Genomic DNA, 24,542 nt, shown 5'->3' on the forward strand with positions numbered 1-24,542 from the left:
CAGCCACGTCCGATCACTCCCCGTCCAGAATCGCGGGGACCTTGAACTGGCCGTCCTCGGCGTCCGGTGCCATGGCCAGCGCCTGTTCCTGCGTCAGCATGCCGGTGGGCACGTCCTCGCGGAACACGTTCTTCAGCGGGATCGGGTGGGACGTGGGCGGCACGTCCTGGCCGGCGACTTCGCTGACGGAGGCGATGGCATCCATGATGACGTCGAGTTCCCCGGCCATGGTGGCCAGTTCGTTCTCGTCCATCCGGATGTGGGCCAGTCGCGCCAGGTGCGCGACGTCCTCACGGGTGATGGCGGACATGAATCTCCTGCGGTTGAGGCGGGATGGATGGTTCGGTCACCCAGTCTAGTGCGGCGGCCGGTGCCCACCGGATCAGGACGGGCTCAGACCGTACGCCGGTAGACCCAGTACAGCTGGTCGTCCCCGTCCGTGGGCGCCTGGCCGATGTCCGAGAGGCGCCAGTCCCGCTCGGGGAGCCGCACGAAGCCCTCGGACTCGTAGAGCCGGTGTGCCCCGGTCATGGTCTCCATGGTGGTGAGCACCACGGCGCCGATCCCCTGAAGCTGCTCGGCGCGATCGATCGCGGCGCGCACCAGGGCGCGGGCCACCCCACGGCGCTGGACGCCCGGGTCCACGGCGAGCATCCGGAACTCCAGCTCACCCTCGCGCGCGGTCTCGGACATCGGCATCCCCGGCAGCGTCAACACCACGGAACCGGCGACGACGGCCCCCTCCCGGGTGCCCACCTCACCCACCAGCACCCTGGCGTGGCGAGCCCGGGTGGCGACGTCGGCCAGGTGCTCGAGGTATTCGTCCGCCGGGTCGATGTGGCCGCCGTCCACATAGGAGGTCACCGTGAGGTGGGCGATGGCCGCGTGGTCCGCCTCCCGCGCATCTCGGACGGTGACGCCCTCCACGCGGGAGGACGGCTCAGGCCAGTCTGGGAGGTCGTGGGGATCGTTGTGCGGCACGGCAGAGATCCTACGCCGTCCCGGGAAACCCACCCCCGGTTTCCGCCTCGGGTAACTTGGACAGCACACCAACGATTCTGACCGCTCGGGCCCCTCGGCGCCGCGGCGAGGACACTGCGAGAGCGAGCATCATGACCGGCAAGGCCTACTCCGTGACCTCCGACAACACCGGCCTGGGCCTCGGCTACCGGCTGCGCTGGCGACTGGCCTACATGGTCACCTTCGTCACCGGCTCTGCCAGCCGGCAGGGCTCCCTGGATCCTAGCGCCCAGTTGCGCCGGGAACGGGCCCAGCGCCTCCTGAAGGGCTACGAGGCGCAGGGCACCGAGCCCCCGGCCGCACTGCCCCGGATCGCCCGAGGGTCCTGACGACACGTGGTACCTGAGGGCCCGGGTCAGCCGCCGGGTCAGGTCCCCGGCCTCAGCCGCGTCGGGTCCGCAGGAACGTCCTGAAGTCCACCGGAGCCGTCCCGGTCACCTGCTCGATGTCCCCGCTGACCACGTCCAGCTCTCCCGCGGCGATGGCCGTGTAGGTGGAGACCCAGGCGTCGGCCTGCCAGGGCGGCGGGTTCCAGGCCTTCCGGGACTCGTAGGCCTCTTCCACGGTCTCGTCCTGGAAACGCACCGGGCGCCCCTCGACCTCGGTGATGGTCCGGGCGACGTCCTCGAAGGTCAGGGCCTCGGGGCCGGTCAACCGGTAGGCGCGCCCCTGATGCGGCGTGGGGTCACGCAGGATGTGGGCGGCCGTGCGGGCGATGTCCCGGTGGGCCACGAAGGCACACCGCCCCATCCCGGCCGGCCCGCGGATGACGCCGTCCGGACCGGCCACGCCACGGGCCATCGCCATGTAGAAGCTGTCCTGCAGGAAGGTGTATCCCATTCCCGAGGCCGCCAGGTCCACTTCCGTGTCCGCATGCGTCCGGGCCAAGGTGAAGGTGGCCTCCGGGCTGGCCCCGAGGAAGGAGGTGTAGACCACGTGCCGTACCCCGGCATTCGCGGCTGCCGCCACGAATTCCTCGTGCTCGGCCTCCCGGTCCTCGGACTCGGAAGCGGAGACCATGAACACGATCTCGACGCCGGCCAGCGCCTCGGTGACCGCGTCGGCCTCCGCATAGGGGGCCCGGTGGACGGTGGCGTTCGGAAGCTGGGGGGCCCGGCCCGGCTCTCGGACCAGCAGGCGCAGCGGCAGATTCGCCTCGGCGAGCAGGCGCGCGACCCGCCCGCCGAGTTGGCCGGTGGCCCCGGTGACGGCGATGGGCGCGGTGGAAGGGGCAGGCGCGGTGGAGGGGGTGGTCATGGACTCACCTTAGGACCCACAACACGGGCCGTCCCGGTCTGCCCGCCCCTTCTCCGGATCCCCCGTCTAGACGGAGACCGGCGTGCAACAGGCGTCCCCGCGCCAGGCCTCGAGGCCCTCCCGGATGGCGAAGGCGGCGATGAGCAGAGCAGCCACCGGGTCGGCCCAGGCCCACCCGAGGAGGCTGTTCAGCAGCAGGCCGATCAGCAGCACGGCGGAGAGATAGGAACAGATCAGGGTCTGCCGGGAATCGGCCACCACGGAGGCGGAGACGAGCTCCCGGCCGATGCGGCGCTCGATCCAGGACAGGACCGGCATGACGGCCAGGCTGACGGCGGCGAGTGTGATGCCGACCGGGGAGTGGTCCGGCTCCGCCGCGCCGAGCAGGACGCGAACGGCGTCGAAGGACACGAACGCCGCCAATCCGAAGAAGGAGACCGCGATCAACCGGAGGGCGACCCGCTCACGGCGGTGCGGATCCGGGGCGGCGAACTGCCAGGCCACGGCGGCCGCGGAGAGCACCTCGACCATGGAATCGAGGCCGAAGCCGACCAGCGCGGAGGAAGAGGCCGCGTGCCCGGCTGTCAGGGCGATGACGGCCTCGATGACGTTGTAGCTGATGGTGGCGGCCACGATCCACCGGACGCGGGCGGTGCAGCACGTTCCGCCGTTCCTCGGCGATCGGGCGTGGAGCCTGCGGGGGCACGCTCATCGGCAGGCGCAGCCCTGTGGGGAACAGCAGTCCGGGTCGACGTGCACCACCAGCTCCAACAGGTCCCCCAGGGCGGATCCGATGCGCGGACTGCTCAGGGTGTACCAGGTGCTGCGCCCCTCAGCCGCGCCCTGCACCAGACCGCAGCCGCGCAGGCAGGCCAGCTGGTTGGACATGGACTGCCGGGACACCCCGAGCTGCTCGGCCAGGTCCGAGGGTCGGGCCGCACCGTCGCGCAGGGCGAGCAGGATCCGCGTGCGGGTGCCGTCGGACAGTGCGTGGCCCAGTTGGGCCAGCGCCGTGGAATGGGCGGAGGTCACCGAGGTCATGCCTGAATAGTACACATTTTGCTGAACTGACGACCGCCCTCCGGGGCATCAGCATCCGGCGCCGGGCCATGGTGACCGGTCAACCGATGTCGAGTAGCCCGCGCAGTTCGCGGAACGCTTCCGGGACCACCGTGTAATGGGCCCACTTGCCGCGTTGCTCCCGAGTCAGCAGGCCGGCATCGACCAGCTTCTTCATGTGGTGACTGACGGTGGACTGACTGATGCCCATCTCTCCGGTGAGGTCACAGGCGCAAACGGAGTCGCAGCCCTGGGCGACCACATGGGACAGGAGACGTAGGCGCACCGGCTCCGCCAGCGCCTTGAACATGCCGGCGGTCCGTTCGGCATCGCCCGCGGAGATCGGCCCTTCCGACAGCGGGCAGCATTCGACGGCGACCCCGGATCGACGGCGGCGCTCGGTGTCATCGAGGAGGGGCAGCGTAGTGGTGGCCATGCGCCCCATCTTACATTGACGTTCATCGATATGTCCCGCTAGTGTTCACTTCGACATCGATCGATATGAAAGCGGGTCGTCCGTGAGTTCTCCCAGCCCCACCACCCTCGCGCCTGTCCACCACGGCCGCCCCGTGGCGCGGGAGATGTCCTTCCTCGACCGCTGGCTCCCCGCCTGGATTCTGCTGGCCATGGCCGCCGGTCTGGCGCTGGGCCGGTTCATCCCCGGGCTGGACACCGCCCTGGAGGCGGTGAAGATCGGGGAGGTGTCCCTGCCGATCGCGATCGGGCTGCTGGTGATGATGTACCCGGTGCTGGCCAAGGTCCGCTACGACGAGACCCACCGGATCGCCGGGGACAAGTGGCTGATGATCACGTCCCTGGTGCTGAACTGGGTCGTCGGTCCGGCGCTGATGTTCGCCCTGGCCTGGCTGCTGCTGCCGGACCTGCCCGAGTACCGCACTGGGCTGATCATCGTCGGCCTGGCCCGGTGCATCGCCATGGTGTTCATCTGGAACGATCTGGCCTGCGGCGACCGGGAGGCCGCCGCCGTGCTGGTGGCCGTCAACTCCGTCTTCCAGGTCATCGCCTTCGGCGCCCTGGGCTGGTTCTACCTCCAGGTGCTCCCCTCCTGGCTCGGCCTGCCCACCACGTCCGCCGACTTCTCGGTGTGGGCGATCGTGCTCAGTGTCCTGGTGTTCCTGGGGGTCCCCCTGCTGGCCGGGTTCCTGACCCGTCACTTCGGGGAGAAGGCCAAGGGCCGCACCTGGTACGAGCAGGCGTTCCTGCCCAAGATCGGGCCGTGGGCCCTGTACGGGCTGTTGTTCACCATCGTGCTGCTCTTCGCCCTGCAGGGCGAGGCCATCACTTCCAACCCCTGGGACGTGGCCCGGATCGCGCTGCCGCTGCTGGCCTACTTCGTGCTGATGTTCGGCATCGCACTGTTGGCCTCCAAGGCCGTGGGCCTGAACTACGCCAAGTCCACCACCGTGGCCTTCACCGCCGCCGGCAACAACTTCGAGCTCGCCATCGCCGTGGCCATCGGCACCTTCGGCGTCACCTCCGGCCAGGCCCTGGCCGGCGTGGTCGGCCCGCTCATCGAGGTCCCGGTGCTCGTCGGCCTCATCTACGTCTGCCTCTGGGCCGGCCGCCGGCTCTTCCCCGGGGACCCGACCGTCCCGGACCCGCGCGCCTCCGCCGTCGACTCCTGATCCGCCCCGGCCTTGTCCACTACAGATCGGCTCCCCGTGAACGCTGAACACCACCCCAGAGCCTCCGTCCTCTTCATCTGCTCGAAGAACGGCGGCAAGTCCCAGATGGCCGCGGCCCTGATGGAACACCATGCCGCCGGTGCCGTCGAGGTCCACTCGGCAGGCACCCACCCCGGCTCGCAGCTCAATCCGCTGTCTGCCGAGGTCATCGCCGAGGTCGGCGCGGACATGTCCGGCGGTCACCCCCGGCCACTCGACCCGGAACTGTTGCGCCGGGTGGACCGGGTGATCCTCCTCGGCGAGCAGGCCCAGGTCGAGTCCGTCGAGGGCATGACCGGCACCATCGACACCTGGCACACCGACGAGTCCTCCACCCGCGGGATCGAGGGCATCGAGCGGATGCGCCTGGTCCGGGATGACATCGACGCCCGCGTCCGGGGGCTGCTCTCCGAACTGTCCCCGGACACCATCGACGCCCAGAAGCCCTCGGTGCTGTTCGTCTGCGTCCACAATGCCGGCCGCTCCCAGATGGCCGCCGCATACCTGGCCCACCTGGCCGGGGGCCGCATCGAGGTCCGCTCGGCCGGCTCCGAACCTGCCGACACCGTCAACCCAGCAGCCGTGGCGGCCATGGCCGAGGAGGGCATCGACATCAGCGCCAACCGGCCCAAGGTGCTCTCCGACCAGGCCGTGAAGGACTCCGACGTGGTCATCACCATGGGCTGCGGCGATGCCTGCCCGTTCTTCCCGGGCAAGCGCTACGAGGACTGGAAACTCGATGACCCCGCCGGCCAGGGGCTGGACGCCGTCCGACCCATCCGCGACGACATCAAGGCCCGCATCGAGCAGCTCATCTCCGAGTTGCTGCCCGCCCACGACCGAGGAGACGACCGTGCCTGAGACCACCACCCCGGGCAACGCCACCCCGGAAACCGTCCTGGCCGGGCTGCCGGTCGTCGTCATCGGTGCCGGCCCGGTGGGGCTGGCCGCCGCCGCCCATCTGGTGGAGCGCAGCCTGGTGCCGCTCGTCCTCGAGGAGGGGCCCGACGTCGGTGCCTCGGTGCGCGCCTGGGGCCACACCCGCCTGTTCTCCCCGTGGGAGTACAACATCGACACGGCCGCCCGACGGCTGCTCGAGGCCGCCGGATGGGCCTCCCCGGACCCGCAGGACCTGCCGACCGGCGCCGAGCTGACGGAGCGGTACCTCGAGCCCCTGTCCGCCACCGAGGCCCTGACCGGCCGGATCCGCACCGGCACCCGCGTGGTCGCCGTGTCCCGGTCCGGACTGGACAAGACCCGCACCGCCGGTCGCGAGCAGACCCCGTTCCTGGTCCGCATCCGTCGGGCGGACGGCACTGTAGAGGACCAGCTGGCCCGTGCCGTGATCGATGCGTCCGGCACCTGGTGCACCCCCAATCCCCTGGGCAGGGCCGGGCTGGAAGCACCCGGTGAGGCTGTGGCCCGGGCCGCCGGATACATCACCGATCCACTCCCGGACGTCACCGGCCGGGAGCGCCAGCGATTTGCCGGCCGGCACGTGTTGGTGGTCGGCGCCGGTCACTCCGCGGCCAACACCCTGCTGGACCTGGCATCCCTCGCCGAGGACGCCCCGGGCACCAGGATCTCCTGGGCCATCCGCTCGGCCGACGTCGCGAAGGTCTACGGTGGCGAGGACCGCGACGAGCTGGCCGCCCGCGGGACCCTGGGCACGCGACTGCGCCGGCTCGTGGATTCCGGGGCCATCGCGGTGCACCCTTCCTTCACCATCACCGGCCTCACCACCCGATCCGGCCATGTGGAGGTCCACGCACGCATCCCGTCCCGGGATCAGGTCCTGACGGTGGACCTCGTGGTCCCGGCCACCGGGTTCCGCCCGGACCTCGGGCCACTCTCCGAGCTGCGCCTGGACCTGGACCCGGCCGTGGAGGCACCCCGGCAGCTGGGTCCGCTGATCGATCCGGAGTTCCACTCCTGCGGCTCCGTGGAACCGCACGGCGAGCGCGTACTGGCGCACCCCGAACCCGGCTTCTACATCGTGGGGATGAAGAGCTACGGCCGGGCCCCGACGTTCCTCATGGCTACCGGCTACGAGCAGGTCAGGTCCATTGCGGCAGCTCTGTCCGGGGACCGCGCGGCGGCGGACGACGTCCAGCTGGATCTGCCGGAGACCGGTGTGTGCTCCACCGACCTGGGCGGTTCCTGCGATGCCCCGGCAGACTCGTCGGAACCGGCAGACGCCTGCTGCTCCGCGCCCCAGCCCGTGACTCTGCTGACGGTCCCGCCCGTCGGTCAGTCCGCCCTCCTACCCGCCAGCCAGTCCACCTGTTGTTGAGTCCCATCCCGCCGAGTTAAGGACCAGCCATGAACCTGTGCCTCACAGACGTCATGGACACCAACGTCCTGCGACGAGCGGCTGAACCGCTCGGAACGAAACCTTGGCGCCTGGCGCCCGCAACGATTGGTCCCCCCAGGCCACACTGAGCCCACCCAACAGGCTCCAGAGCGGCAACTTCGGCCTCCATACCGGCAACTTCGCGGAGGCCAGGGGCCAATCGTTCACCGGGCTTGGAACAGCGCACCGCTCACACCACCGGCCTAGCCCGCCCGATCGCGGCCTTCGCCCGGTCGTAGGACTCGGCGTCCTTGGCCACGAAGTGCCCGTCTGAGGTGACCACCGTCGGCACGGTCTCGTTGCCATGGTGGTACTGCCGGACGCTGGCGGCGGCCTCGGGGTCGGTCCAGATGTTGACCCAGTAGGGCACGGACCGGCCGCCGGAGCCGAGCTCACGGATGAGTCGGGCGCAGAACTGGCAGCCGGGGCGCCAGTACACCACCACTCCCCCGGCGGCCAGGTGCGCGTCCACCCCGGAGACGGGGCGGGACTGCACCTGGGTGGTGGAGACGAAGCGCAGGGCGAAGAACAGCAGGATGGCCGCGGCCACGTAGTTCAGCGGACCCCGGCCGATCAGTCCCCAGTAGGCGAACAGCGCCCCGAGCGCCAGCATCACGGCGGGCAGGAACCACGGCTTGGCGAACAGCTGGCGCATGGCCTCAGTCTCCCACGTCTCCGTCACCCACGGCGTGGGCCGGGTCCGGCCTCGGCAGGTCGTACTCCCCGTCCGCCCACGTCGGGTCCAGCACCCCGGCCACCGTCCAGTCGGGATGGGCCGTGCCGTCGCCGGAGGCGGGCCGACGCACGGCCACCCCGGCCTCCTCGGCGATGAGGACACCGGCGGACCAGTCATGCTCCTGGATCCCGAACTCGGCATAGGCGTCCAGCGTGCCGTCGGCCACCAGACACAGGTCCAGGGCGGCCGAGCCGATCCGCCGCAGGTCCCCGAAGTGGGGCAACAGTTCGGCCAGGGCCCGCAGCTGGAAGTCCCGGCGCTGGCCCGCATACCCGAAGCCGGAGGCGAGCAACCGTCCCGACCGCCCGGGGATCGGCCCGTTCAGCCGCACGGGCTCCCCGTCCACGCCGGGCCCGTCCAGCGTGGAGAACGCCCCACTGCCGGCGGCCGCGTACCAGGTCCGGCCCAGGGCGGGCGCGACGACGGCCCCCGCCAACCAGCGCACCTCGCCCGGGCCGTCGGCGCCGGGCGTGGAGTCAGACGCCGCCGGGTCGGCCGGACCCTGGACAGCCACCGAGGTGCAGAACTGCGGCACGCCCCGGATGAAGTTGGTGGTGCCGTCCAGCGGGTCGATCGACCAGCGGAAGCCCGAGGGGTCTGCCGGCTCCGTGTGCCCGTACTCCTCGCCCGAGATCGCGTCGTTCGGGCGGTAGGCCGTGATCACCTCGCGCACCGCCTGCTCGGCCCGGCGGTCGTAGTCCGTCACCCAATCCGAGCCCGAGGACTTGGTCTGCGCCCCGAGCGCGTCCTGCGTGGCCGGCGTCGGGCCCAGGGTCCTCTCGGCCAGCACCGCGGCACCGGCGCGGGCTGCGGCCCGGGCCACGGCGAGCAGTCCCTGGCTCATGATGGTTCCTCCTCGGATTCCGGCTCCGGCTTCGGCGGCCCCTCGGCCAGCAGGGTCCGGAAGCCCTCCTCGTCCAACACGGTCACGCCGAGGGACTCCGCCTTGTCCAGCTTGGTCCCGGCGTTCTCCCCCGCCACCAGGTAGTCGGTCTTCTTCGAGACCGAGCCGGAGGCCTTGCCGCCGCGGACGATGATGGCCTCCTTGGCGGAGTCCCGGCTGAAGTCCTCGAGGGACCCGGTCACCACGATCGTCAGCCCCTCCAGGGTGCGTGGGGTGTTCGCGTCCTGCTCGTCCTCCATCACCACACCGGCCGCGTGCCAGCGCTCGACGATCTCGCGGTGCCAGGGTTCGGCGAACCAGTCGATCACGGCCTCGGCGATGATCGGCCCCACGCCGTCCACATCGGCCAGCCGCTGCTGGGCGGCGGCGCGGGCCTCGTTCATCGAGCCGTCGGCCTGTTCGCCGCCGTCCGCCGTACCCGTGGCTTCGGCGGCCAGTGCCTGCAAGGCCTGCAGGGAGCCGAACGCAGTGGCCAGGGAGCGGGCCGCCGTCGGACCCACGTGGCGGATGGACAGGGCCACCAGCACGCGCCAGAGCGGCTGGGTCTTCGCCTTGTGCAGCTCCTGGAAGAGCCGTCGGGTGTTGGCGGTGGGCTCGGAGGGCTTCTTGGCGGTGCCCTGCGTCCAGAAGTAGGGCTTGAGCTCCCAGGTGCCCGAGGGCACCAACTTGCCGGTCTCCGGGTCCTTGGCGCGCTTCTCGCGCCAGACCATGACCTCGGCCAGCCTCGCCTGGACCTCGGACAGCTCTGCGGGGTCGAAGGGGGCCTTGAGGTCCTCGGCGGTCTTCGTCCCGGTGTCCGAGAGCTCGAAGAGCTGCGCGTCCTCGGTGATGATGCCGGGGCCCTCGGGGCGGACCCGCTGGCCGTTCTCGGCGGGGTCCGGGCCCGGGCCGTTGGTCAGCCAGAGGGCGGCCTCCTCGCCGAGGGCCTCGATGTCGAAGGCCCCCCGGGAGGCGGCGTGCTCGATCCGGCCGGTGAGCTGGGCCGGGCAGGACCGGGCGTTGGGGCAGCGCAGGTCCACGTCCCCCTCCTTGGCGGGCGCCAGGGGGGTGCCGCAGGAGGGGCAATCGGTGGGCATGATGAAGGGCCGGACCTGGTTCTCACCGATCGGCCCGTCGTCCGCGGACCCTGCGACCTCGGTCTTGCCCTCCCGCAGGGGCATCACGGGGCCGACGATCTCCGGGATGACGTCCCCGGCCTTGCGCAGCACCACGGTGTCCCCGATCAGCACGCCCTTGGCCTGCACCACGTCCTGGTTGTGCAGGGTGGCCATGGAGACGGTGGACCCGGCCACCAGGACGGGCTCCATCACGGCATAGGGGGTGACGCGGCCGGTGCGGCCCACGTTGACCCTGATGTCCAGCAGCCGGGTGTGGACCTCCTCCGGCGGGTACTTGTAGGCCGCCGACCAGCGGGGCACGCGCGAGGTGTGGCCCAGGGCCCGCTGCAGGGCGAAGGAGTCAACCTTGATGACGATGCCGTCGATCTCGTGGACCAGCCCGTGCCGTTGGGCGCCGTTGTCCTCGATGAACTGCAGGATGCCGTCCGTGCCCTCGAGGGAGTCCACGATCCGCGTGTACGGGCTCGTGGGCAGTCCCCAGGAGGCCAGCAGCTCATAGGTGGCGTGCTGGGATTCGGCCTCGAGGCCGGTGTGGGCGCCGATGCCGTGCACGAACATGCTCAGCGGGCGCTTGGCCGTCTCGGCGGGGTCCTTCTGGCGCAGCGACCCGGCCGCCGAGTTGCGGGGGTTCGCGAAGGGGGCCAGGCCCTCGGCCACCCGCTGTTCGTTGAAGGTGCGGAAGTCGGCGCTGGGCATGAAGATCTCCCCGCGGACCTCCATCTCGGCCGGCCAGCCGGAACCGGCCAGCTGCTGCGGGATGTCCTGGATGGTCATCACATTGTGGGTGACGTCCTCCCCCGTGGTGCCGTCCCCGCGGGTGGCGGCCCGGACGAGGACGCCGTCCCGGTAGAGCAGGTTCACGGCCAGGCCGTCGATCTTGACCTCGACGAGCCAGCGGACCCCCTTCTCGGCCGAGCCGGGCGCGATGGCCTCGATCGAGGCGGAGGTCTTCTCGTGCCAGGCGCGCAACTCCTCGATGGAGAACAGGTCGTCCAGGGAGTACATCCGGGCCAGATGGGTGACTGGGGCGAACGCGGTGGAGACCTCACCGCCGACCTCCTGGGTGGGCGAGTCATTGGACACGATCTCCGGGTGCAACGCCTCGAGGTCCTCCAGGCGGCGGTACAGGGAGTCGTACTCAGCGTCCGAGACCTCCGGGGCGTCATTCTGGTAGTACGCCGTGCGGTGCTTGCGGACCTCGTCCACGAGGTGCTCGTACTGCTCCCGCAACGCCTCCGGCGGGATGTCCTTGGACTCCGGCTGGACGGCGGAATCGACGTTCGGATCGACGCCCGGATCCTCAGTGTTGGTCTGCTCGGTGCTCACCGGCCCAGCCTAGCCGCGCGCGGCGGCTCCGGTCCCGAGGACGGCGCCCCCGGCGTCCAGGGCCTGGACGGCGGTGTAGGCGGCGTCCGCGGCCTCCGCGGGCACCGGGATGGCGGTCTCGAAGCCGTCGCGGTCCACCGTGGCCTGCTCGGTGGCACTGGCCTCGTCTGCGCCTGCCATCAGCCGCCACCGGGCCACCTCGGTGGCCCCGTTCCAGGAGACGAAGGCGACCGGGCCGCCGTCGTTCTCCTCCGCCCCGTCCTGGACCACCACGTCCGGGTCCGTGGCCGGACGGCCCTCCCAGGGGAACTGGTAGGCGCGGTAGCTGCCCCCACCGCCCTCGAAGTCCTCCCCCATGCACTCATCGCCGTGGCAGACGTCGTAGATCAGCTCGCCCCCGGGGGTGTGCTGGGAGTAGTGGGGGCGGGCGCCCCAGCCCAGGATCACGTTGCCGTTGGGCAGCTCCTGCATATTGGCCATGGAGCCGGCCACCCGATCGGCCGGCGGGAGGTACTCGGTGGCGACCTCGGCGGTCATCGCCTGCTCGTCCAGGCGCAGGCGCAGCCCCCGGGAGGACTCGTCGTCATCGCCGCCGTGGGCGTGGTTGTCGAACAGGGTCAGGGTGCCGTCCGGCGCCCGGTGGGCATCGTGCTGCCAGCTGAAGGTGGCCCCCTCCCCCATCTCGAAGTCACTGGCCGAGCCGCCCAGGGTCCAGTCCACCGCCCCGGTGCTGCGGTCCAGGCGGTACACCGCGTTGGTGTGCCGGGCGGAGACCAGCAGCGAGCCGTCATCGTCCTCCGTGATGGAGTTGATGTGGAAGTAGTCGAAGGGATGCTCCTCGCTGCCGAGCACGGGCGACTCATCCTCCTCGGCTTCCTGCTCCAGCTCCGCCTGCTCGTCCTCGAAGTCCAGCAGGGTCTGGCTCAGGGGCACGTGCTCCTGGGCGCTCCACTCGAAGAGGACCTCCCCGGAGTCGATGTCCACCTCCTGGATGACGGCGTCCTGGATGTAACCGTCCTCCGGGCCTCCCAGCTCACGCAGATCGGCCGGGGTGGGCTCATAGGCGGCGAGCAGCATGGTGCCGTCGCCGGTGATGGTGCTGTCGTGGAAATCCGCGTGGCCCGGGTCCAGGGAGCCACCGGTGGTGACCCGGGCGATCTCCTCGTAGGACCGGTCCAGGATGAGGAACTCGCCGTCACCCATGCCACCGTCACTGGTGCCCTCATATACGGTGAGGACCGGTTCGCCGCGATACTGCTGGACCCGCAGGTCAAAGGGGTTGTCCCCGGGGTCGTCATCCTCGGCGGGACGCATCCACACCAGGTCACCGGCGGCGTCGAGGATGATGGAGCCGTCCGAGGGGGTCTCCGAGCCGTAGTTCGGGCTGATGAAGCTCAACTCATCCGTGTCACCGTACTCGTCCGACCAGGCGGGGCCGTGGGTGACCTGCACGGCAGGCGGCTTCAGGTCCGGTCGGCTGACGAACTGCTGGTGCGGGATCGGACGCGTGCCGTCCTCCTCGGCCGCGCTGCAGGCCGAGGAGGTCAGGATCAAACCTCCCGAGACGGCTGCCACCAGCACCCGAAGGGCTCCCCTGCGTGGATTCTGATGGTCACCCATGGCTCAGGCCTCTCCCGCTGTTGTTCCGGCGTCAGTGTATCCCCCGGCCTCGTCCCGGAGCCGGGGCAGGTCCTTCAGCGCCGTCCAGCGCCGTCCGGATTCGATGACGCCCTCCCGTTTCCACCGGCTCATCACCCGGGAGACCGATTCCGGGGTCGAGCGGGCCAGCCCGGCTAGGTCCGCACGGGTCAGCGGGACCTCGAGCATCATCCCCTCGGCCCCGCGGTCCTCCCCGAGCTTGTCCGCCAGGCGCAGCAGGGCGGTCGCGACCCGCTGGGAGACCAGGTCGCCGGTCTGTCCGCTGATGTCGGACTGCGCCCGGGCCAGCCGCGCCGCGACGTCGTCCAGGACCGCCAGACCGACCAGCGGGTATTCGGCCAGCACCTCGCGGAAGTCGCGTTGGTCGATCCGCAGCGTGCACGAGCCGACCAGCGCGGAGGCGGTCTGCCGGTGGTGCGGTTCCCCGAGGGTGGTCATCCCGCCGAACAGCTCGCCGGGGACCATGATGTCGGAGACGGTCTCGGTGCCGGCGGCGGTGGACTGGGAGAGTCTCACGCGGCCTTCGGCCACCACGTAGAGCGCACCCGCCGGCTCGCCGGCCTGGTACAGGAGGTCCCCGGCGGCCCAGGAGTCCGTCCGCATCCGCCGGTCGATTCCGTCCAGCTCGGTCTCGGTCAGGCCGCGGAAGTAGGGGGCCCGGGACAGTACCTTCAGACGCACCGGCCGCGGGCAGTGATGGGGCGGAGTGATCTCCCGCAGCGGGATGGTGCGGCGACCCTGAGTCGCCGGTCCCCGTGCGGACCCCCGCGCCGTCTCGACGCCCTGGAATGCCATCGTGCCCTCCTGTCAACCCTTTCCGGCAGGTTACCCTGCGGACAACTGACGCGCGTCATGTCGCTTCCACGGACCGCTGCCTAGCTTGGGACTATGACCCCGGGAGGGACCCGGGGCACAGAAGCATCAGGGAGCACACCGTGACCACCGCGAACACCACCACCCACACCCTCCTGCGCGCCGAGGGCTTCTCCTGCCCCTCCTGCGTGAACAAGATCGAGAAGCAGGTCGGGCGGCTGAAAGGCGTGGAGGGCGTGAAGGTCCACTTCGCCTCCGCCCGCATCGAAGTCGACCACGACGAGTCCGTCACCTCCGTCGAGGACGTCGTGGCCGCCGTCGCCAAGGCAGGTTACAAGGCCACCCCGTCCGCGTTCTGACCACCCGCCTGCCTCACCCCCTTCACCCCCTTCACCCCCTTCACCCCCTTCACCCCCTTCACCCCCTTCACCCCCTTCACCCGAAAGGTCGCATCACCGTGAACAGGTTCCAGACATGGGTCCATGGAAACTGGGCCGTCCCCATCGTCTCCGGCGTCCTCATCCTCCTCTCCTTCGGCGTGCAGCACCTCGCCGGGGGCGCCGGGAACCCGATCCTCACCCCACAGTGGTGGATCGACGCCGGCGAGCATGCCCACGCCGTCTCCCACGGCTTCACCCTGGCGGACGCCTTCATGCTCGCCGGCGCGGTCGTGGCCGGTTACGGCATCGTCGTCAAGGCCATCAACGCCCTGATTACCAAGGTCATCGGCATCGACCTGCTGGTCTCGGTCGCCGCCATCGGAGCCGTCCTCATCGGCAACTTCTGGGAGGCCGCCGCCGTCACCTTCCTCTTCTCGGTGGGCCACGCCCTGGAGGCCGCCACCATGAACAAGACGCGTTCGGCACTGGCCGAACTGGTTGCCGTCGCTCCGGACCGTGCCGTCGTGATGCGGGACGGCGAGCAGGCGGAGGTTCCGGCACACCTGGTCCGGATGGGCGAGATCGTCCTGGTGAAGAACGGCGCCAAGGTGCCCGTGGACGGTCAGGTCGTGGCCGGCACCGGCGCGATCGACGAGGCCTCCATCACCGGCGAGTCCATTCCGGTGGAGAAGTCCACCTCGGACCAGGTCTTCGCCGGCACCGTCTCCCGCGGCGGCTTCCTGCAGGTGCTGGCCACCGGGATCGGCGCGGACACCACCCTGGCCCGGATCATCCACCGCGTGGAGGAGGCCCAGGATGCCAAAGCCAAGACCCAGGCCTTCATCGACCGGTTCTCCACCTGGTACACACCCGCCGTCATGGTCCTGGCCCTGGTGGCCGGGCTCATCAGCGGCAATGTGGTGCTGGCCCTGACCCTGTTGGTCATCGGCTGTCCCGGCGCCCTGGTGATCTCCATCCCGGTCGCCATCGTGGCCGGCATCGGCCGTGCCGCCCGCAACGGCATCCTCATCAAGGGTGGGGAGTACCTGGAGACCTCCGCGAAGATCTCCGCCGTGGCCGTGGACAAGACCGGAACCCTCACCGAGGGCGCCCCGCAGCTGACCGATGTCGTGGTCCTGGATCCTGCGCTGGACCGCACCGAGGTGCTGCGCTGGGCGGCCGCAGCCGAGGCCGGGTCCGAGCACCCGCTCGCCCGTCCCATCCTGGACACCGCCCGCGAGGAGGGCGTGGGTCCGCAGGGCATCCCCGGCACCGTCACCCCGGTGCCCGGCAAGGGGATCGTCTCCGACGTCGGCGGGCAGCGGGTACTGATCGGCAACCTACCGCTGCTGGACCAGTACGGCGTGAGGGACGACGTCGGCGCCGGGCCGGCCGCTCAGGAGCTCGCTGCCGCGGGCCGGACCCCCATGATCGTCGCCGTCGACGGTCAGGTCATCGGCGTGATCGCCGTCGCGGACCGGATCCGCGAGGACGCTCCGGCCATGGTCGCCCGGTTGCACGATGCCGGCGTCAAGAAGGTCGTCATGCTCACGGGCGATACCCGCCTGGTGGCGGAGTCCATCGGAGCGATGACGGGGATCGACGAAATCCACGCCTCGCTGCTGCCGGAGGACAAGCTGGAGGCGGTGGCTCAGCTGCAGCGGGAGGGTCACACCGTGGCCATGGTCGGTGACGGCGTGAACGACGCCCCGGCGCTGGCGACGGCGGACATCGGCGTGGCCATGGGTGCCGCTGGTTCGGCCGTCGCGGTGGAGACCGCTGACATCGCGCTGATGGGCGACAACCTGATGAAGCTGCCCGAGTCGATCAGCCTGGCCAAGCGCACGGTGAACGTGATGAAGCAGAACATCGTCATCGCCCTGGCGACCGTGGTGGTCCTGCTGGCCGGAGTCTTCGCCGGTGGCGTGACCATGTCCGTCGGCATGCTGGTCCACGAGGGATCCGTGCTGGTGGTGATCCTCAACGCCATGCGCCTGATGCGCAACGACCAGAACTCCACGGCCATGTCCAAGGAGCTGCGGAAGCCGAAGCGCCAGCAGACGCCGGAGGAAGCGGGCACGACAGCCGTCGACGCCTGAGCACCGGATACCGACAGACGCGCTGCAAGCGCTACCAGAACTATCAGCACGACGTAAAGGAAGAAACCATGACTGAGAACCACTTCACCCTCGAAGGCAACGTTGAGCACTTCACCATCGCGGACATCGCCCGGGAGAATCCCGACTTCCGCAAGGTGTTGTGGACGGGTGAGCATGCCCAGATCGTGGTGATGACCATCCCAGCAGGCGGCGAGATCGGGGACGAAGTCCACCCGGACACGGACCAGATCCTGACCTTCGTCTCCGGCAGCGGCGAGGCCGACCTGAACGGCGAGTCCCACCCGATCGAGGCCGGCGACCAGTGCGCCGTCCCCGCCGGGGCCCAGCACAACTTCCGCAACACGGGCGAGGAGCCGCTGGTCCTCTACACCATCTACTCGCCGCCGGAGCACGCCGCGGACGCCCAGTACGCGACCAAGGAGGAGGCGGACGCGGCAGAGGCCTCCGGCGAGGACGCCCCGCCGCAAGGCTGAACCCGGCCCTGAGCCAACCACGGATGATGTGACAAGGAATGCAGGAGGAGCAGATGTCGAAGGTATTGGTCTTCGCAGCCTATGGCGGAGCGGAGAACCAGGAGGTGGTCGAGCGCGAGGTGCCGCAGCCGGGCCCCGGCGAACTGGTGATCGAGGTCAGGGCCGCCGGCGTGAACCCGGCGGACATCATGATGCGCTCCGGCGGCTTCGGTACCCGGCGGAGCCTGCCCTCCCCGATGGGGCTGGAGGCCTCCGGCGTGGTCAGCGCCGTGGGCGAGGGCGTGGACGCCTTCGCCGTCGGTGATTCCGTGCTCGGGCACCCCACCGCAGGTGAGGGCACTTTCGCGGAGCACGCCGTGCTGGATGCCGCCAAGACCGTGGCCAAACCGGAGGAGATCTCCTTCGCGGATGCGGCGGCCATCCCGGTCGCCGGGTCCACCGCCTATGACGTCACCCACCAGATCGAACTCGAGGCCGGTCAGACGTTGCTGATCCTGGGAGCCGGCGGCGGCGTGGGACTGATGGCGGCCCAGATCGGGAAGGTCCACCAGTTCACGGTGATCGGGGTGGCCAGTGCGTCAAAGCGGGAGCTGGTGGAATCCACCGGGGCCACGTTCGTCGAGTCCGGTGACGGCGTTGCAGATCGGGTGCGTGCCGTAGCCCCGGACGGTGTGGACCTGGTGGTCGACCTGGTCGGAGGGCAGCCGCTGCGAGACATCGCCGCGGTGGCCAAGGTCCCGGAGAGGGTCATCTCCACCGTGGATCCGGACCTCGTCGGGGAACTGGGCGGAGCCGCCGTCGTGCGGACGGCCGAGGCACTGGCCAAGATCACCGACGTCATCTCCTACGGCCTCGTCACCCCCAACGTGGGCCGGCGCTTCAGTCTGGCGGACGCCCAGGACGCGCTGGCCATCGTCGAGAACGGCCACACGGCCGGCAAACTGGTGATCGTCCCCTGACGCCTGGCCCCCCGAGCGCCAGGGCCATCTGGGGCCGGAGGACATCCCCTGAGACCCTCAGTCCTCGTCGCCGAGGGACTGGTCCAGCAGCGGCAGGTCGTCCGGGGTGATCAGGTGGGAGGTCACGGCGTGTTCCACGAGGCGGGCGCGGCGGTTGGTGGCCAGCTTGCCGCCGCCGCCGCGCAGCCCGGCCACGCCCACCCGATCCAGCTTGTCGCAGACGTTGTCCAGCTTGCGGTTGAACCGGGTCAGCGGCCAGCCCAGACGCTTGGCGGCGTTGGCGGAGGAGGGCACCGTGGAGAACCCGGTGCCGCCGCGGCGCAGGATCGGCTCGGCCAGAGCCACGATGATGGCCTTCTGGGACGGGGTGAAGACCACGGGGCCGATGGTCGTGTCCCCCACCGCCTCACTGCCGTTGGACTGCTGCAGGAAGGACGGGCTCTTCAGGTGCACGGCGAACTCGTAGGTGGTGGGTCCCGCGGTGAATACCACGTTGAGCTGGCCGAAGACCAGGGGGATCCGGGACCCCGGCGAGACCCAGGCCTGCATGCCGCCGGAGGAGTCCGCCACGGTGGCCGAGATCATGGTCCCCACGTTAGCCAGCCACCACAGGCCGCCGATGCGCTGGATCTCCATGAAGCGGCGGTGCAGGTAGGGATTGTCGTCGATCTCGAGGTCGCCCTCCCGCCCGATGGTGAAGACCGCCTCCGGAGAGACCTCGTACCATTCGCCCACGAAGTCGATCGAGAGCTCGCCGGCCCCCTCCCCGGCCGGCAACCCACCGTCAACCGACTGGGCCGACCCGTCCGGCTGCTCCTGGTCCTCCACGCTCATGACCACTCCCCCTGATAAACCGTCACAGTCCCATGATGCCCGTCAAACCTGTACAGCAGCCGCATTGAGACAGGACCTATTCGAGACACCCCACGGTCGGATCCGACTGCTTGCCGTTGGACCGGATCACCACCACCTCGATGCAGGTCCGGTCCCCGTCCAGGACCGGCGTGCTGGCCGTGGCCTCGTCTGCGGTGGTGATCCGCCCCTTGCCGGTGGCGGTGGTGGTCCGCCACATGTACGTGTCGCCGTCCTTCGGCTCCGGGTTCTCCCACGTGAAGACGGCTTCCCCGCCCTCCTCGCTGGCGGTCACGCCCTCCGCGGCGGCCACGGGGTCCTCGGGCTCCGGCACCGGCAGTCCCGGGGACTCGCTGATGAACGTGGGATCCGGGTCCTCGCGCGGCTGGACCGCGAGGTTGTTGGCCAGCCACACGGCCCCCACGATGCCCAGCACGAGCACCACGAGGGAGGCGACGATGCCGATCCTGTTCTCCGAGATCCAGGCCGAGGCGGGTGAGGACCCGGTCTTCTCCTCCACCCGGTGCGCGGTGGTGCCGTCCGGCTCCCACTCGCCGCCGGCGTCGGGGTAGGTCCTGGCGGGGCGCTGCGGCGCCCGGGACCCGGCCCAGCCGTCGCCGACCCGGCCACCCATGATGGTGGGGTCGTCATCCGGCGAGACCCCGGCCGGAGTCCGGCCCGGGGCAGCGCCCGGGGTGCCGCCGGGGCCGGGCCGCATGACCGTGGCCCCCTCGATGTCCTCGGGGCTCCGTGGCGGCGCGGAGGGCGGGGGCATCGGCGGGAAGTGGCGGGAGGTGTTGGTGGAGCCGCGGTCCGGGTCGATCGAGACGATCTGCCGGACGCGGGTGGCGTCCCCGCCCTCCTCGTCCTCCTCGTCCTCGGCCTCCAGCGAGCCGGACTCGTCCATCACCTCGAAGGGGGTGACGGACAGTCCCAACTCGGTCTGGACCCGTTGCAGGGCCAGCGCGAAGGAGTGGGCGGAGGGGAAGCGGGAGCCGGGGTTCTTGGCCAGGGCCGTGGACAGCACCAGCTCCAGGGAGGCCGGCATGTCCGCCCGGTTCAGGGGCGGCAGCGGAGCCTTGGCGATCCGGGAGATCAACTCCTTCTGGGAGTTGTCCGCCCCCGGGCGCACGAACGGGGACCGCCCGGCCAGCAGCGTGTACAGGGTGGCCCCGAGGGACCACACATCCATGGCGAAGCCGTCCGGGCTGCCACCGGCGAAGGCCTCCGGCGCGGACCACGGGATGGACATGCCGGCGTCGTCATCCAGCATGTCCGTGGTCCCGGAGATGCCGAAGTCCGTCAGCGCAGGGCGGTTGTAGTCGGTGGTGAGGATGTTGGCCGGCTTGATGTCCCGGTGCACGATCCCCGCGCGGTGGGCGCTCTCCACGGCGGAGGACACCTGGATCCCCAGTGCCAGCACCTCGTCCACGCCCAGCCGGGACCGGCGGTAGCGCACGTCCAGGGAGGGACGCGAACAATACTCCATGGCCAGGTAGGAGTGGCCGTCCTCCGTGATGTCCGCCTCGTAGATCGTGACGATGTACGGGTGCGAGGACAGCTGGGCCATCAGGTTGGCCTCGGACTCGAAGGACTTGCGCGCCCGCTCGGTCTTCAGCCCGGAGAGCAGGACCTTGATAGCCACCTTGCGCCGGGGCCGGTCCTGCTCGTAGAGGTAGACATCCGAGAAGCCGCCGGAGCCGAGCAGGCTGACGTACCGGAAACCGCCGATGTGCGGGGGCGGTGCCGGTGGGCGCTTTGCGCTCACAGCAGCCCCTCGAAGCGCAGCGAGACGCCGTCGCCCAGGTCAGCGATGTCCCCGTCCAGGACCATGAGCGACTCCCCCTGGCCTAGCCGCCGCGGCGGCTGCCCCTCGCGGATCAGCACCGTGCCGTTCGTGGCCTTGAGGTCCCGCAGCTGCACGTGCCAGCCCTCCAGCACCACCTCGCAGTGGGAGCGCGAGATGTCCCCGTTGGGGCTGCGGACCTGCACCATCCGGGGCATGGTTCCGGAGCCGACCCGGTGGGCCTGCGGCTGGCGGCCGACCACGGCCGGGCGGTCCAGTTCGACGACCTCACCGGTGGACATCCGGATGCGGCCCAGCGACGGGCGGCGCACCTGCTGGGCCTCACCGCTGAGCGACTGCCCGCAGATCCCGCAGGTCGCGCTCGTCGGCGGGTTGGCGTGGCCGTCGGAGCACTGGCGTGCCAGCACCACGGGGCCGGTGCTCGGCGGCGGCGCCGGTGCCGGGGTGGGGGCGCCGGGCGACAGGTCCGCCGGGTCCAGGTCTGACTTCATGACGGTCTCGCCGTCGTGGTCTTCCGCGGCGGGGGTCGGCATCCCGGCCACGGCCTGGCCCGACGTCGGCCCGGCCGGTGGCGTTGCCGGCGCCGGTCCGGGCGCGGTGCCGGTGGCCTTCCGCGTGAGCACGGTGTCCGCGTCATCGGCGTCCGCAGCGTCCTCCGTGCCTTCTGTGTCCAGGGGGTCGGCGCCGTGCTCGTCCTCGAAGGACGGTGCCGGGGCCACGGTCATGTTCAGGTCGGCGGGCATCTCGACCATCTCCTCGGCGGCCGCCTCCGGAGGCGGCGGGGGCACCGCCTTGCGGGCCGCGGCCAGCCACGGCACCGAGTCGATCAGTTCCTGGGGTCCCGGCACGGAGGCGGCAGGCCCGGCCGGCTGCTCTGGGGCGGTTTCCTGCTCGGGCGGGGGGCCCGGCGGGGCACTGGACGGGGAGTTCGCGATGGTCTGGTCGTCGACATCGTCCTCGTCCTCGGCTCCCTCTTCCTCGCCCCCCTCGTCCTCGGTAGTGCTCTCCGCCGCGGTCGTGGAGTCGGGACGGGGCTCGGGCACCATGGTGGCGTCCTGGTCCGTGACATCGACCGCGACGGGTTCCGGTGACTCGTCCAGCTCTGGTTCTGGCTCCGGTTCCGGTGACTCGGTTTCAGGCTCCGGGTCGATTTCAGGCTCAGGCTCTGGCTTCGGTACGGCCTCTGGCTCTGGCTCCATCTCAAGCTCGGGCGCTGGCTCCGGTATGGGCTCGGGCTCGGGCTCGGGCTCTGATCCCGGTACAGCCACTGGTCCTGATGCAGGCGCGGTCTGCGGCGCAGCCGACTCGGGCACCTCCGACTCGCCCCCGTGGTCGGGGTGGTCCCCTCCGAGATCGGCGTGCAGGGACCCCAACCGGACGGCGCCGGACTCCAGGGGCAGGTTCTCGACGTCCGAGACGGCGTCATCCACGAGCACCTCGAAGGCGCTGATGTCCCGGAACACCCGCTCGTTCCAGGTGGCCACTCCCGTGCCGTACAGCTCGGCCTCGCCCCCACCGGTGGTGGTCATCCGCAGGGACACCTCGCCGCGCAGGATGGCGTGCACCGACGCCCCCTCGCGGAAGGACACGATGGCGAAGGACGGCAGTCCCGTCAGGTCCAGCCGGCCGGAGAGCACCGTGGCGAGCAGCTGCTCCACGCCGGGGGTCCCGGACAGCAGATCCCAGGCCACGGCGGCCGTCTCCTCACTGGCGTCCGCGGGCAGCGCCACGAGGCAGCGCCCGCGCATCAGGCCCAGCCACCCTCCAGCGCTGTAGCGCACCCGCACCGTCTGGCTCATCGACCGTCTCCCCTTCCATCGGACCCGGTGGGTCCGTCCGCGGCTGAACCGGCATCCGGATCCATGCCGAACACGCGACCGCCGTTGACCAGCCGTCCGCCACTGCCGCCGTCGATCCGGGGGCGCGTGGTCTGGTGCTCATCCTCATCGTCCGGTCGCGGCGAGGTGGTGACCCGTTCCCCCTCGGCGTCGGTGTCCTCCACATCCACCACGATCACGGTGATGTTGTCCCGGCCGCCTCCGTCCAGGGCCATCCGGATCAGCGCGTCCACGGCGTCCTGCGGTGAGTGCCGATCGGCCAGTTGCCGGCGGATGTCCTCATCGGAGACCTCGGAGGTGAGGCCGTCCGAGCAGATCATGAGCCGGTCACCGTCATGCACGGACAGCATCCAGAAGTCGGCCTCAGAGGCCTCCCCGGTGCCCAGCGCCCGGGTGATGACATGACGGCGGGGGTGGTGGCGGGCCTCCTCGGCACTCAGGTACCCCTCGTCCACCATCTCCTGGACCTCGGAGTGGTCCACGCTGATCTGGGCGAACTCCCCCTCGGAGAGCCGATACGTGCGCGAGTCCCCCACGTTGAAGACCATCCAGTAGAGGCCCTGCAGTTCCCGGACGATCGCGACGCCGGCCAGCGTGGTGCCCGCCCGGGACCCGCCAACCCGGCGGATGGCATCATCCGCGGTCACCATGAGTTGCTGCAGCTCGTCCGCCGTGAGGTCGTTGCGGACCTCCTTGACCCCGGTGGCCAGGGTCTCCACACAGATCCTGCTGGCGACCTCGCCCGCCTCGTGTCCGCCCATCCCGTCCGCCACGGCGAAGAGGTTGCCCGTGACCACCAATGAGTCCTCGTTCAACTGCCGGCGCAGGCCACGGTGTGAGCCGAAGCCGTAATTCAGCCGGAACGGGCGCTGGGGTGCATCCTCGGTCGTCTCCAAGGTCATGCAGCCGACACCGTGAAGGAGCGGTCACCGAAGTGCACGGTGGCGCCCACCGGAGCCAGCACGGGCTGTCCGGGCTCGAGCCGTTGACGCTCGCCGCCTCGCGGGGTGACCCCGGAGCCGTTGGTGGAGTTGCGGTCCGTCACCCAGACACCGGTCGAGTCCACGATCAGGTGCAGGTGGGTCTTGGACACGGAACGGCCCATGTCCGCGAACGGGATCAGCAGGTCAACGCTCTCGCCGGCAGCCGAGGCGGGGTTGCGGCCCACCAGCGCCGAGCCGGCCAGCACGTGCTGCTGGCCGTCGTCGAACCGCAGCTTCACCGCGGACGGCGTCTCGGAGACCTGGCTGCGCAACTGGGTGGAGCCCATCTCCTGGTCGGGGTCGGTGGGCCCGGCCGCGCCGCCGACCACCACGACCTGGCTCTCCTGGTACCCGGAGGAGGACTGCCCGGCACCGGACGTCGCCGGGACCGACGGCGTGGCCGGGGCGCTCGGCGTGGCGCTGGGGGCCGGCGCTGCCGGTGCGTGAGCCGCGGGCTGGAGGGCCGGTGGCGCCGGTGGCGCCGGTGCGTGCCCGGGCGGGGCGGCCTGCGGCGGCTGGGCCGGCTGCTGCAGCCCAGCTGCGGGGACTCCGGATCCGGGCACGGAGGTGATGGGCCCGGCGGCGACCGCCGGGTTGAAGGCGGGCCAGCGTGAGGCCGGTGGCACCGAGACGCCGGTCTCCGGGTGGCCGGGGTCCCCGGGCTGCAGGGCGCCGGGGGCGAAGGTGGTCGGGCCGAAGAGCCCGCCGGTGGTCAGCGGGTTGCGGCCGGCGTTGACATCCACCACGAGGGTGCGGGCCACCTTGTCATGCCAGCCCTGGCGCTGGTGGTTCGTGTCCCAGAGGTTGGACAGCAGCATGAGCACGGGCCCCACGACCGGGACGAGCCCGCTGACGGAGATGATGACCCACCGCAGGAAGATGGGTCCCCAGCCGGCACCGGTGCCCTCCTCCGAGGTGACCCGCAGCCCCAGGACCAGGTTGCCGGGCGTCTTGCCGGCGGAGGCCTGCCAGCCCCACAGCCACACCGTGTACGCCAGGACCACCACGGAGGTCACCAGCATGGCCATGGTGTAGGTGGCCAGGGCCTGTTGCTGGGCCGCTCCGGCAGAGTTCAGCACGGCAGGGAACGTGGCACCGGCGACGATGCCCACGGCGGCTGCCGGCAGGATCTGGTCGATCAGCCAGGCCGCCAACCGCTTGCCGGCCGGCGCGTTGACCAGGTTGAGGGTTTTCTGCACG

The 24,542-nt window shown here is 70.7% G+C and carries 23 protein-coding genes and 2 pseudogenes; 9 read left to right on the forward strand and 16 right to left on the reverse strand.

What is annotated here, in order from left to right; genetic code table 11:
- Positions 1-13: 13 nt before the first annotated feature.
- Together gatC and AB0K08_RS04735 are read right to left on the reverse strand one after the other, a co-directional pair.
- Positions 14-310, reverse strand: a complete 297-nt coding sequence (gene gatC, locus AB0K08_RS04730; protein ID WP_363352188.1) for an Asp-tRNA(Asn)/Glu-tRNA(Gln) amidotransferase subunit GatC — start codon at positions 308-310, stop codon at positions 14-16.
- An 83-nt stretch (positions 311-393) separates the two neighbouring features.
- Entirely contained in the window at positions 394-981 is a 588-nt protein-coding gene (locus AB0K08_RS04735) for an N-acetyltransferase (RefSeq protein ID WP_363352190.1), read from the reverse strand.
- 131 nt (positions 982-1,112) lie between these two features.
- Here AB0K08_RS04735 and AB0K08_RS04740 point away from each other — a divergent pair, with 131 nt between their 5' ends.
- The gene (locus tag AB0K08_RS04740) at positions 1,113-1,349 is read left to right on the forward strand and encodes a hypothetical protein (RefSeq protein ID WP_363352192.1); all 237 of its coding nucleotides are present in this window, start codon (positions 1,113-1,115) and stop codon (positions 1,347-1,349) included.
- 52 nt (positions 1,350-1,401) lie between these two features.
- Here AB0K08_RS04740 and AB0K08_RS04745 read toward each other — a convergent pair whose 3' ends face one another.
- From AB0K08_RS04745 to AB0K08_RS04760, 4 genes and pseudogenes are all read right to left on the reverse strand, one after another.
- Positions 1,402-2,277, reverse strand: a complete 876-nt coding sequence (locus AB0K08_RS04745) for an SDR family oxidoreductase (protein ID WP_363352194.1) — start codon at positions 2,275-2,277, stop codon at positions 1,402-1,404.
- A 66-nt stretch (positions 2,278-2,343) separates the two neighbouring features.
- Positions 2,344-2,989: pseudogene (locus tag AB0K08_RS04750) on the reverse strand (cation transporter).
- A complete protein-coding gene (locus AB0K08_RS04755; protein WP_363352196.1) occupies positions 2,986-3,318 on the reverse strand; it encodes a metalloregulator ArsR/SmtB family transcription factor in 333 nt (110 codons plus the stop codon). The pseudogene AB0K08_RS04750 and the gene AB0K08_RS04755 overlap by 4 nt, the downstream one beginning before the upstream one ends.
- Before the next feature lie 79 nt (positions 3,319-3,397).
- Positions 3,398-3,772, reverse strand: a complete 375-nt coding sequence (locus tag AB0K08_RS04760; RefSeq protein ID WP_363352198.1) for a metalloregulator ArsR/SmtB family transcription factor — start codon at positions 3,770-3,772, stop codon at positions 3,398-3,400.
- Between the two features lie 145 nt (positions 3,773-3,917).
- On the opposite strand from AB0K08_RS04760, the gene arsB reads away from it, so the two are divergent.
- The 4 genes and pseudogenes from arsB to AB0K08_RS04780 all read left to right on the forward strand — a co-directional run bounded on the left by arsB (position 3,918) and on the right by AB0K08_RS04780 (position 7,314).
- Positions 3,918-4,982: an ACR3 family arsenite efflux transporter gene (gene arsB, locus AB0K08_RS04765; RefSeq protein ID WP_363352570.1), complete on the forward strand. Its 1,065-nt coding sequence runs from the start codon at positions 3,918-3,920 to the stop codon at positions 4,980-4,982.
- Positions 4,983-5,018: 36 nt separating this feature from the next.
- Positions 5,019-5,297: pseudogene (locus AB0K08_RS04770) on the forward strand (low molecular weight phosphatase family protein); the annotation flags it as partial.
- A 153-nt stretch (positions 5,298-5,450) separates the two neighbouring features.
- Entirely contained in the window at positions 5,451-5,882 is a 432-nt protein-coding gene (locus AB0K08_RS04775) for an arsenate reductase ArsC (protein WP_363352571.1), read from the forward strand.
- Positions 5,875-7,314 carry an FAD-dependent oxidoreductase gene (locus tag AB0K08_RS04780; protein ID WP_363352200.1) on the forward strand — a complete coding sequence of 480 codons (1,440 nt, stop codon included), beginning with the start codon at positions 5,875-5,877 and terminating at the stop codon, positions 7,312-7,314. The genes AB0K08_RS04775 and AB0K08_RS04780 overlap by 8 nt, the downstream gene beginning before the upstream one ends.
- 250 nt (positions 7,315-7,564) lie before the next feature.
- Here AB0K08_RS04780 and AB0K08_RS04785 read toward each other — a convergent pair whose 3' ends face one another.
- The 5 genes from AB0K08_RS04785 to AB0K08_RS04805 form a co-directional block, all read right to left on the reverse strand.
- Complete coding sequence (locus AB0K08_RS04785) at positions 7,565-8,029, reverse strand: glutaredoxin domain-containing protein (RefSeq protein ID WP_363352202.1); 465 nt, start codon at positions 8,027-8,029, stop codon at positions 7,565-7,567.
- 4 nt (positions 8,030-8,033) lie between these two features.
- Positions 8,034-8,954, reverse strand: a complete 921-nt coding sequence (locus tag AB0K08_RS04790; RefSeq protein WP_363352204.1) for an inositol monophosphatase family protein — start codon at positions 8,952-8,954, stop codon at positions 8,034-8,036.
- On the reverse strand, positions 8,951-11,377 hold the full coding sequence (gene ligA, locus AB0K08_RS04795; RefSeq protein WP_363352572.1) for an NAD-dependent DNA ligase LigA: 2,427 nt from the start codon (positions 11,375-11,377) through the stop codon (positions 8,951-8,953). Before ligA ends, AB0K08_RS04790 begins: the two co-directional genes overlap by 4 nt.
- A 90-nt stretch (positions 11,378-11,467) precedes the next feature.
- Positions 11,468-13,012, reverse strand: coding sequence for an arylsulfotransferase family protein (locus tag AB0K08_RS04800; RefSeq protein ID WP_363352206.1), 1,545 nt, complete (start codon positions 13,010-13,012; stop codon positions 11,468-11,470).
- Positions 13,013-13,081: 69 nt separating this feature from the next.
- Positions 13,082-13,912 carry a Crp/Fnr family transcriptional regulator gene (locus AB0K08_RS04805; RefSeq protein ID WP_363352209.1) on the reverse strand — a complete coding sequence of 277 codons (831 nt, stop codon included), beginning with the start codon at positions 13,910-13,912 and terminating at the stop codon, positions 13,082-13,084.
- A 140-nt stretch (positions 13,913-14,052) separates the two neighbouring features.
- Here AB0K08_RS04805 and AB0K08_RS04810 point away from each other — a divergent pair, with 140 nt between their 5' ends.
- From AB0K08_RS04810 to AB0K08_RS04825, 4 genes are all read left to right on the forward strand, one after another.
- Positions 14,053-14,289: a heavy metal-associated domain-containing protein gene (locus tag AB0K08_RS04810; RefSeq protein WP_363352212.1), complete on the forward strand. Its 237-nt coding sequence runs from the start codon at positions 14,053-14,055 to the stop codon at positions 14,287-14,289.
- Between the two features lie 98 nt (positions 14,290-14,387).
- Complete coding sequence (locus AB0K08_RS04815; protein WP_363352214.1) at positions 14,388-16,409, forward strand: cation-translocating P-type ATPase; 2,022 nt, start codon at positions 14,388-14,390, stop codon at positions 16,407-16,409.
- Positions 16,410-16,477: 68 nt separating this feature from the next.
- The gene (locus AB0K08_RS04820; RefSeq protein WP_363352216.1) at positions 16,478-16,903 is read left to right on the forward strand and encodes a cupin domain-containing protein; all 426 of its coding nucleotides are present in this window, start codon (positions 16,478-16,480) and stop codon (positions 16,901-16,903) included.
- 53 nt (positions 16,904-16,956) lie between these two features.
- Positions 16,957-17,862, forward strand: a complete 906-nt coding sequence (locus tag AB0K08_RS04825; protein WP_363352218.1) for an NADP-dependent oxidoreductase — start codon at positions 16,957-16,959, stop codon at positions 17,860-17,862.
- 57 nt (positions 17,863-17,919) lie between these two features.
- Here AB0K08_RS04825 and AB0K08_RS04830 read toward each other — a convergent pair whose 3' ends face one another.
- The 5 genes from AB0K08_RS04830 to AB0K08_RS04850 all read right to left on the reverse strand — a co-directional run bounded on the left by AB0K08_RS04830 (position 17,920) and on the right by AB0K08_RS04850 (position 24,541).
- Positions 17,920-18,696, reverse strand: coding sequence for a hypothetical protein (locus tag AB0K08_RS04830; protein ID WP_363352220.1), 777 nt, complete (start codon positions 18,694-18,696; stop codon positions 17,920-17,922).
- Positions 18,697-18,772: 76 nt separating this feature from the next.
- A complete protein-coding gene (locus tag AB0K08_RS04835; RefSeq protein WP_363352222.1) occupies positions 18,773-20,482 on the reverse strand; it encodes a serine/threonine-protein kinase in 1,710 nt (569 codons plus the stop codon).
- Positions 20,479-22,320 carry an FHA domain-containing protein gene (locus AB0K08_RS04840; protein ID WP_363352224.1) on the reverse strand — a complete coding sequence of 614 codons (1,842 nt, stop codon included), beginning with the start codon at positions 22,318-22,320 and terminating at the stop codon, positions 20,479-20,481. The genes AB0K08_RS04835 and AB0K08_RS04840 overlap by 4 nt, the downstream gene beginning before the upstream one ends.
- Positions 22,317-23,261, reverse strand: coding sequence for a protein phosphatase 2C domain-containing protein (locus AB0K08_RS04845; RefSeq protein ID WP_363352226.1), 945 nt, complete (start codon positions 23,259-23,261; stop codon positions 22,317-22,319). Before AB0K08_RS04845 ends, AB0K08_RS04840 begins: the two co-directional genes overlap by 4 nt.
- Entirely contained in the window at positions 23,258-24,541 is a 1,284-nt protein-coding gene (locus AB0K08_RS04850; RefSeq protein WP_363352228.1) for an RDD family protein, read from the reverse strand. Before AB0K08_RS04850 ends, AB0K08_RS04845 begins: the two co-directional genes overlap by 4 nt.
- Position 24,542: the final 1 nt, after the last annotated feature.

This window comes from Citricoccus sp. NPDC055426, from assembly GCF_040677445.1.
Classification (GTDB): Bacteria; Actinomycetota; Actinomycetes; order Actinomycetales; family Micrococcaceae; genus Citricoccus.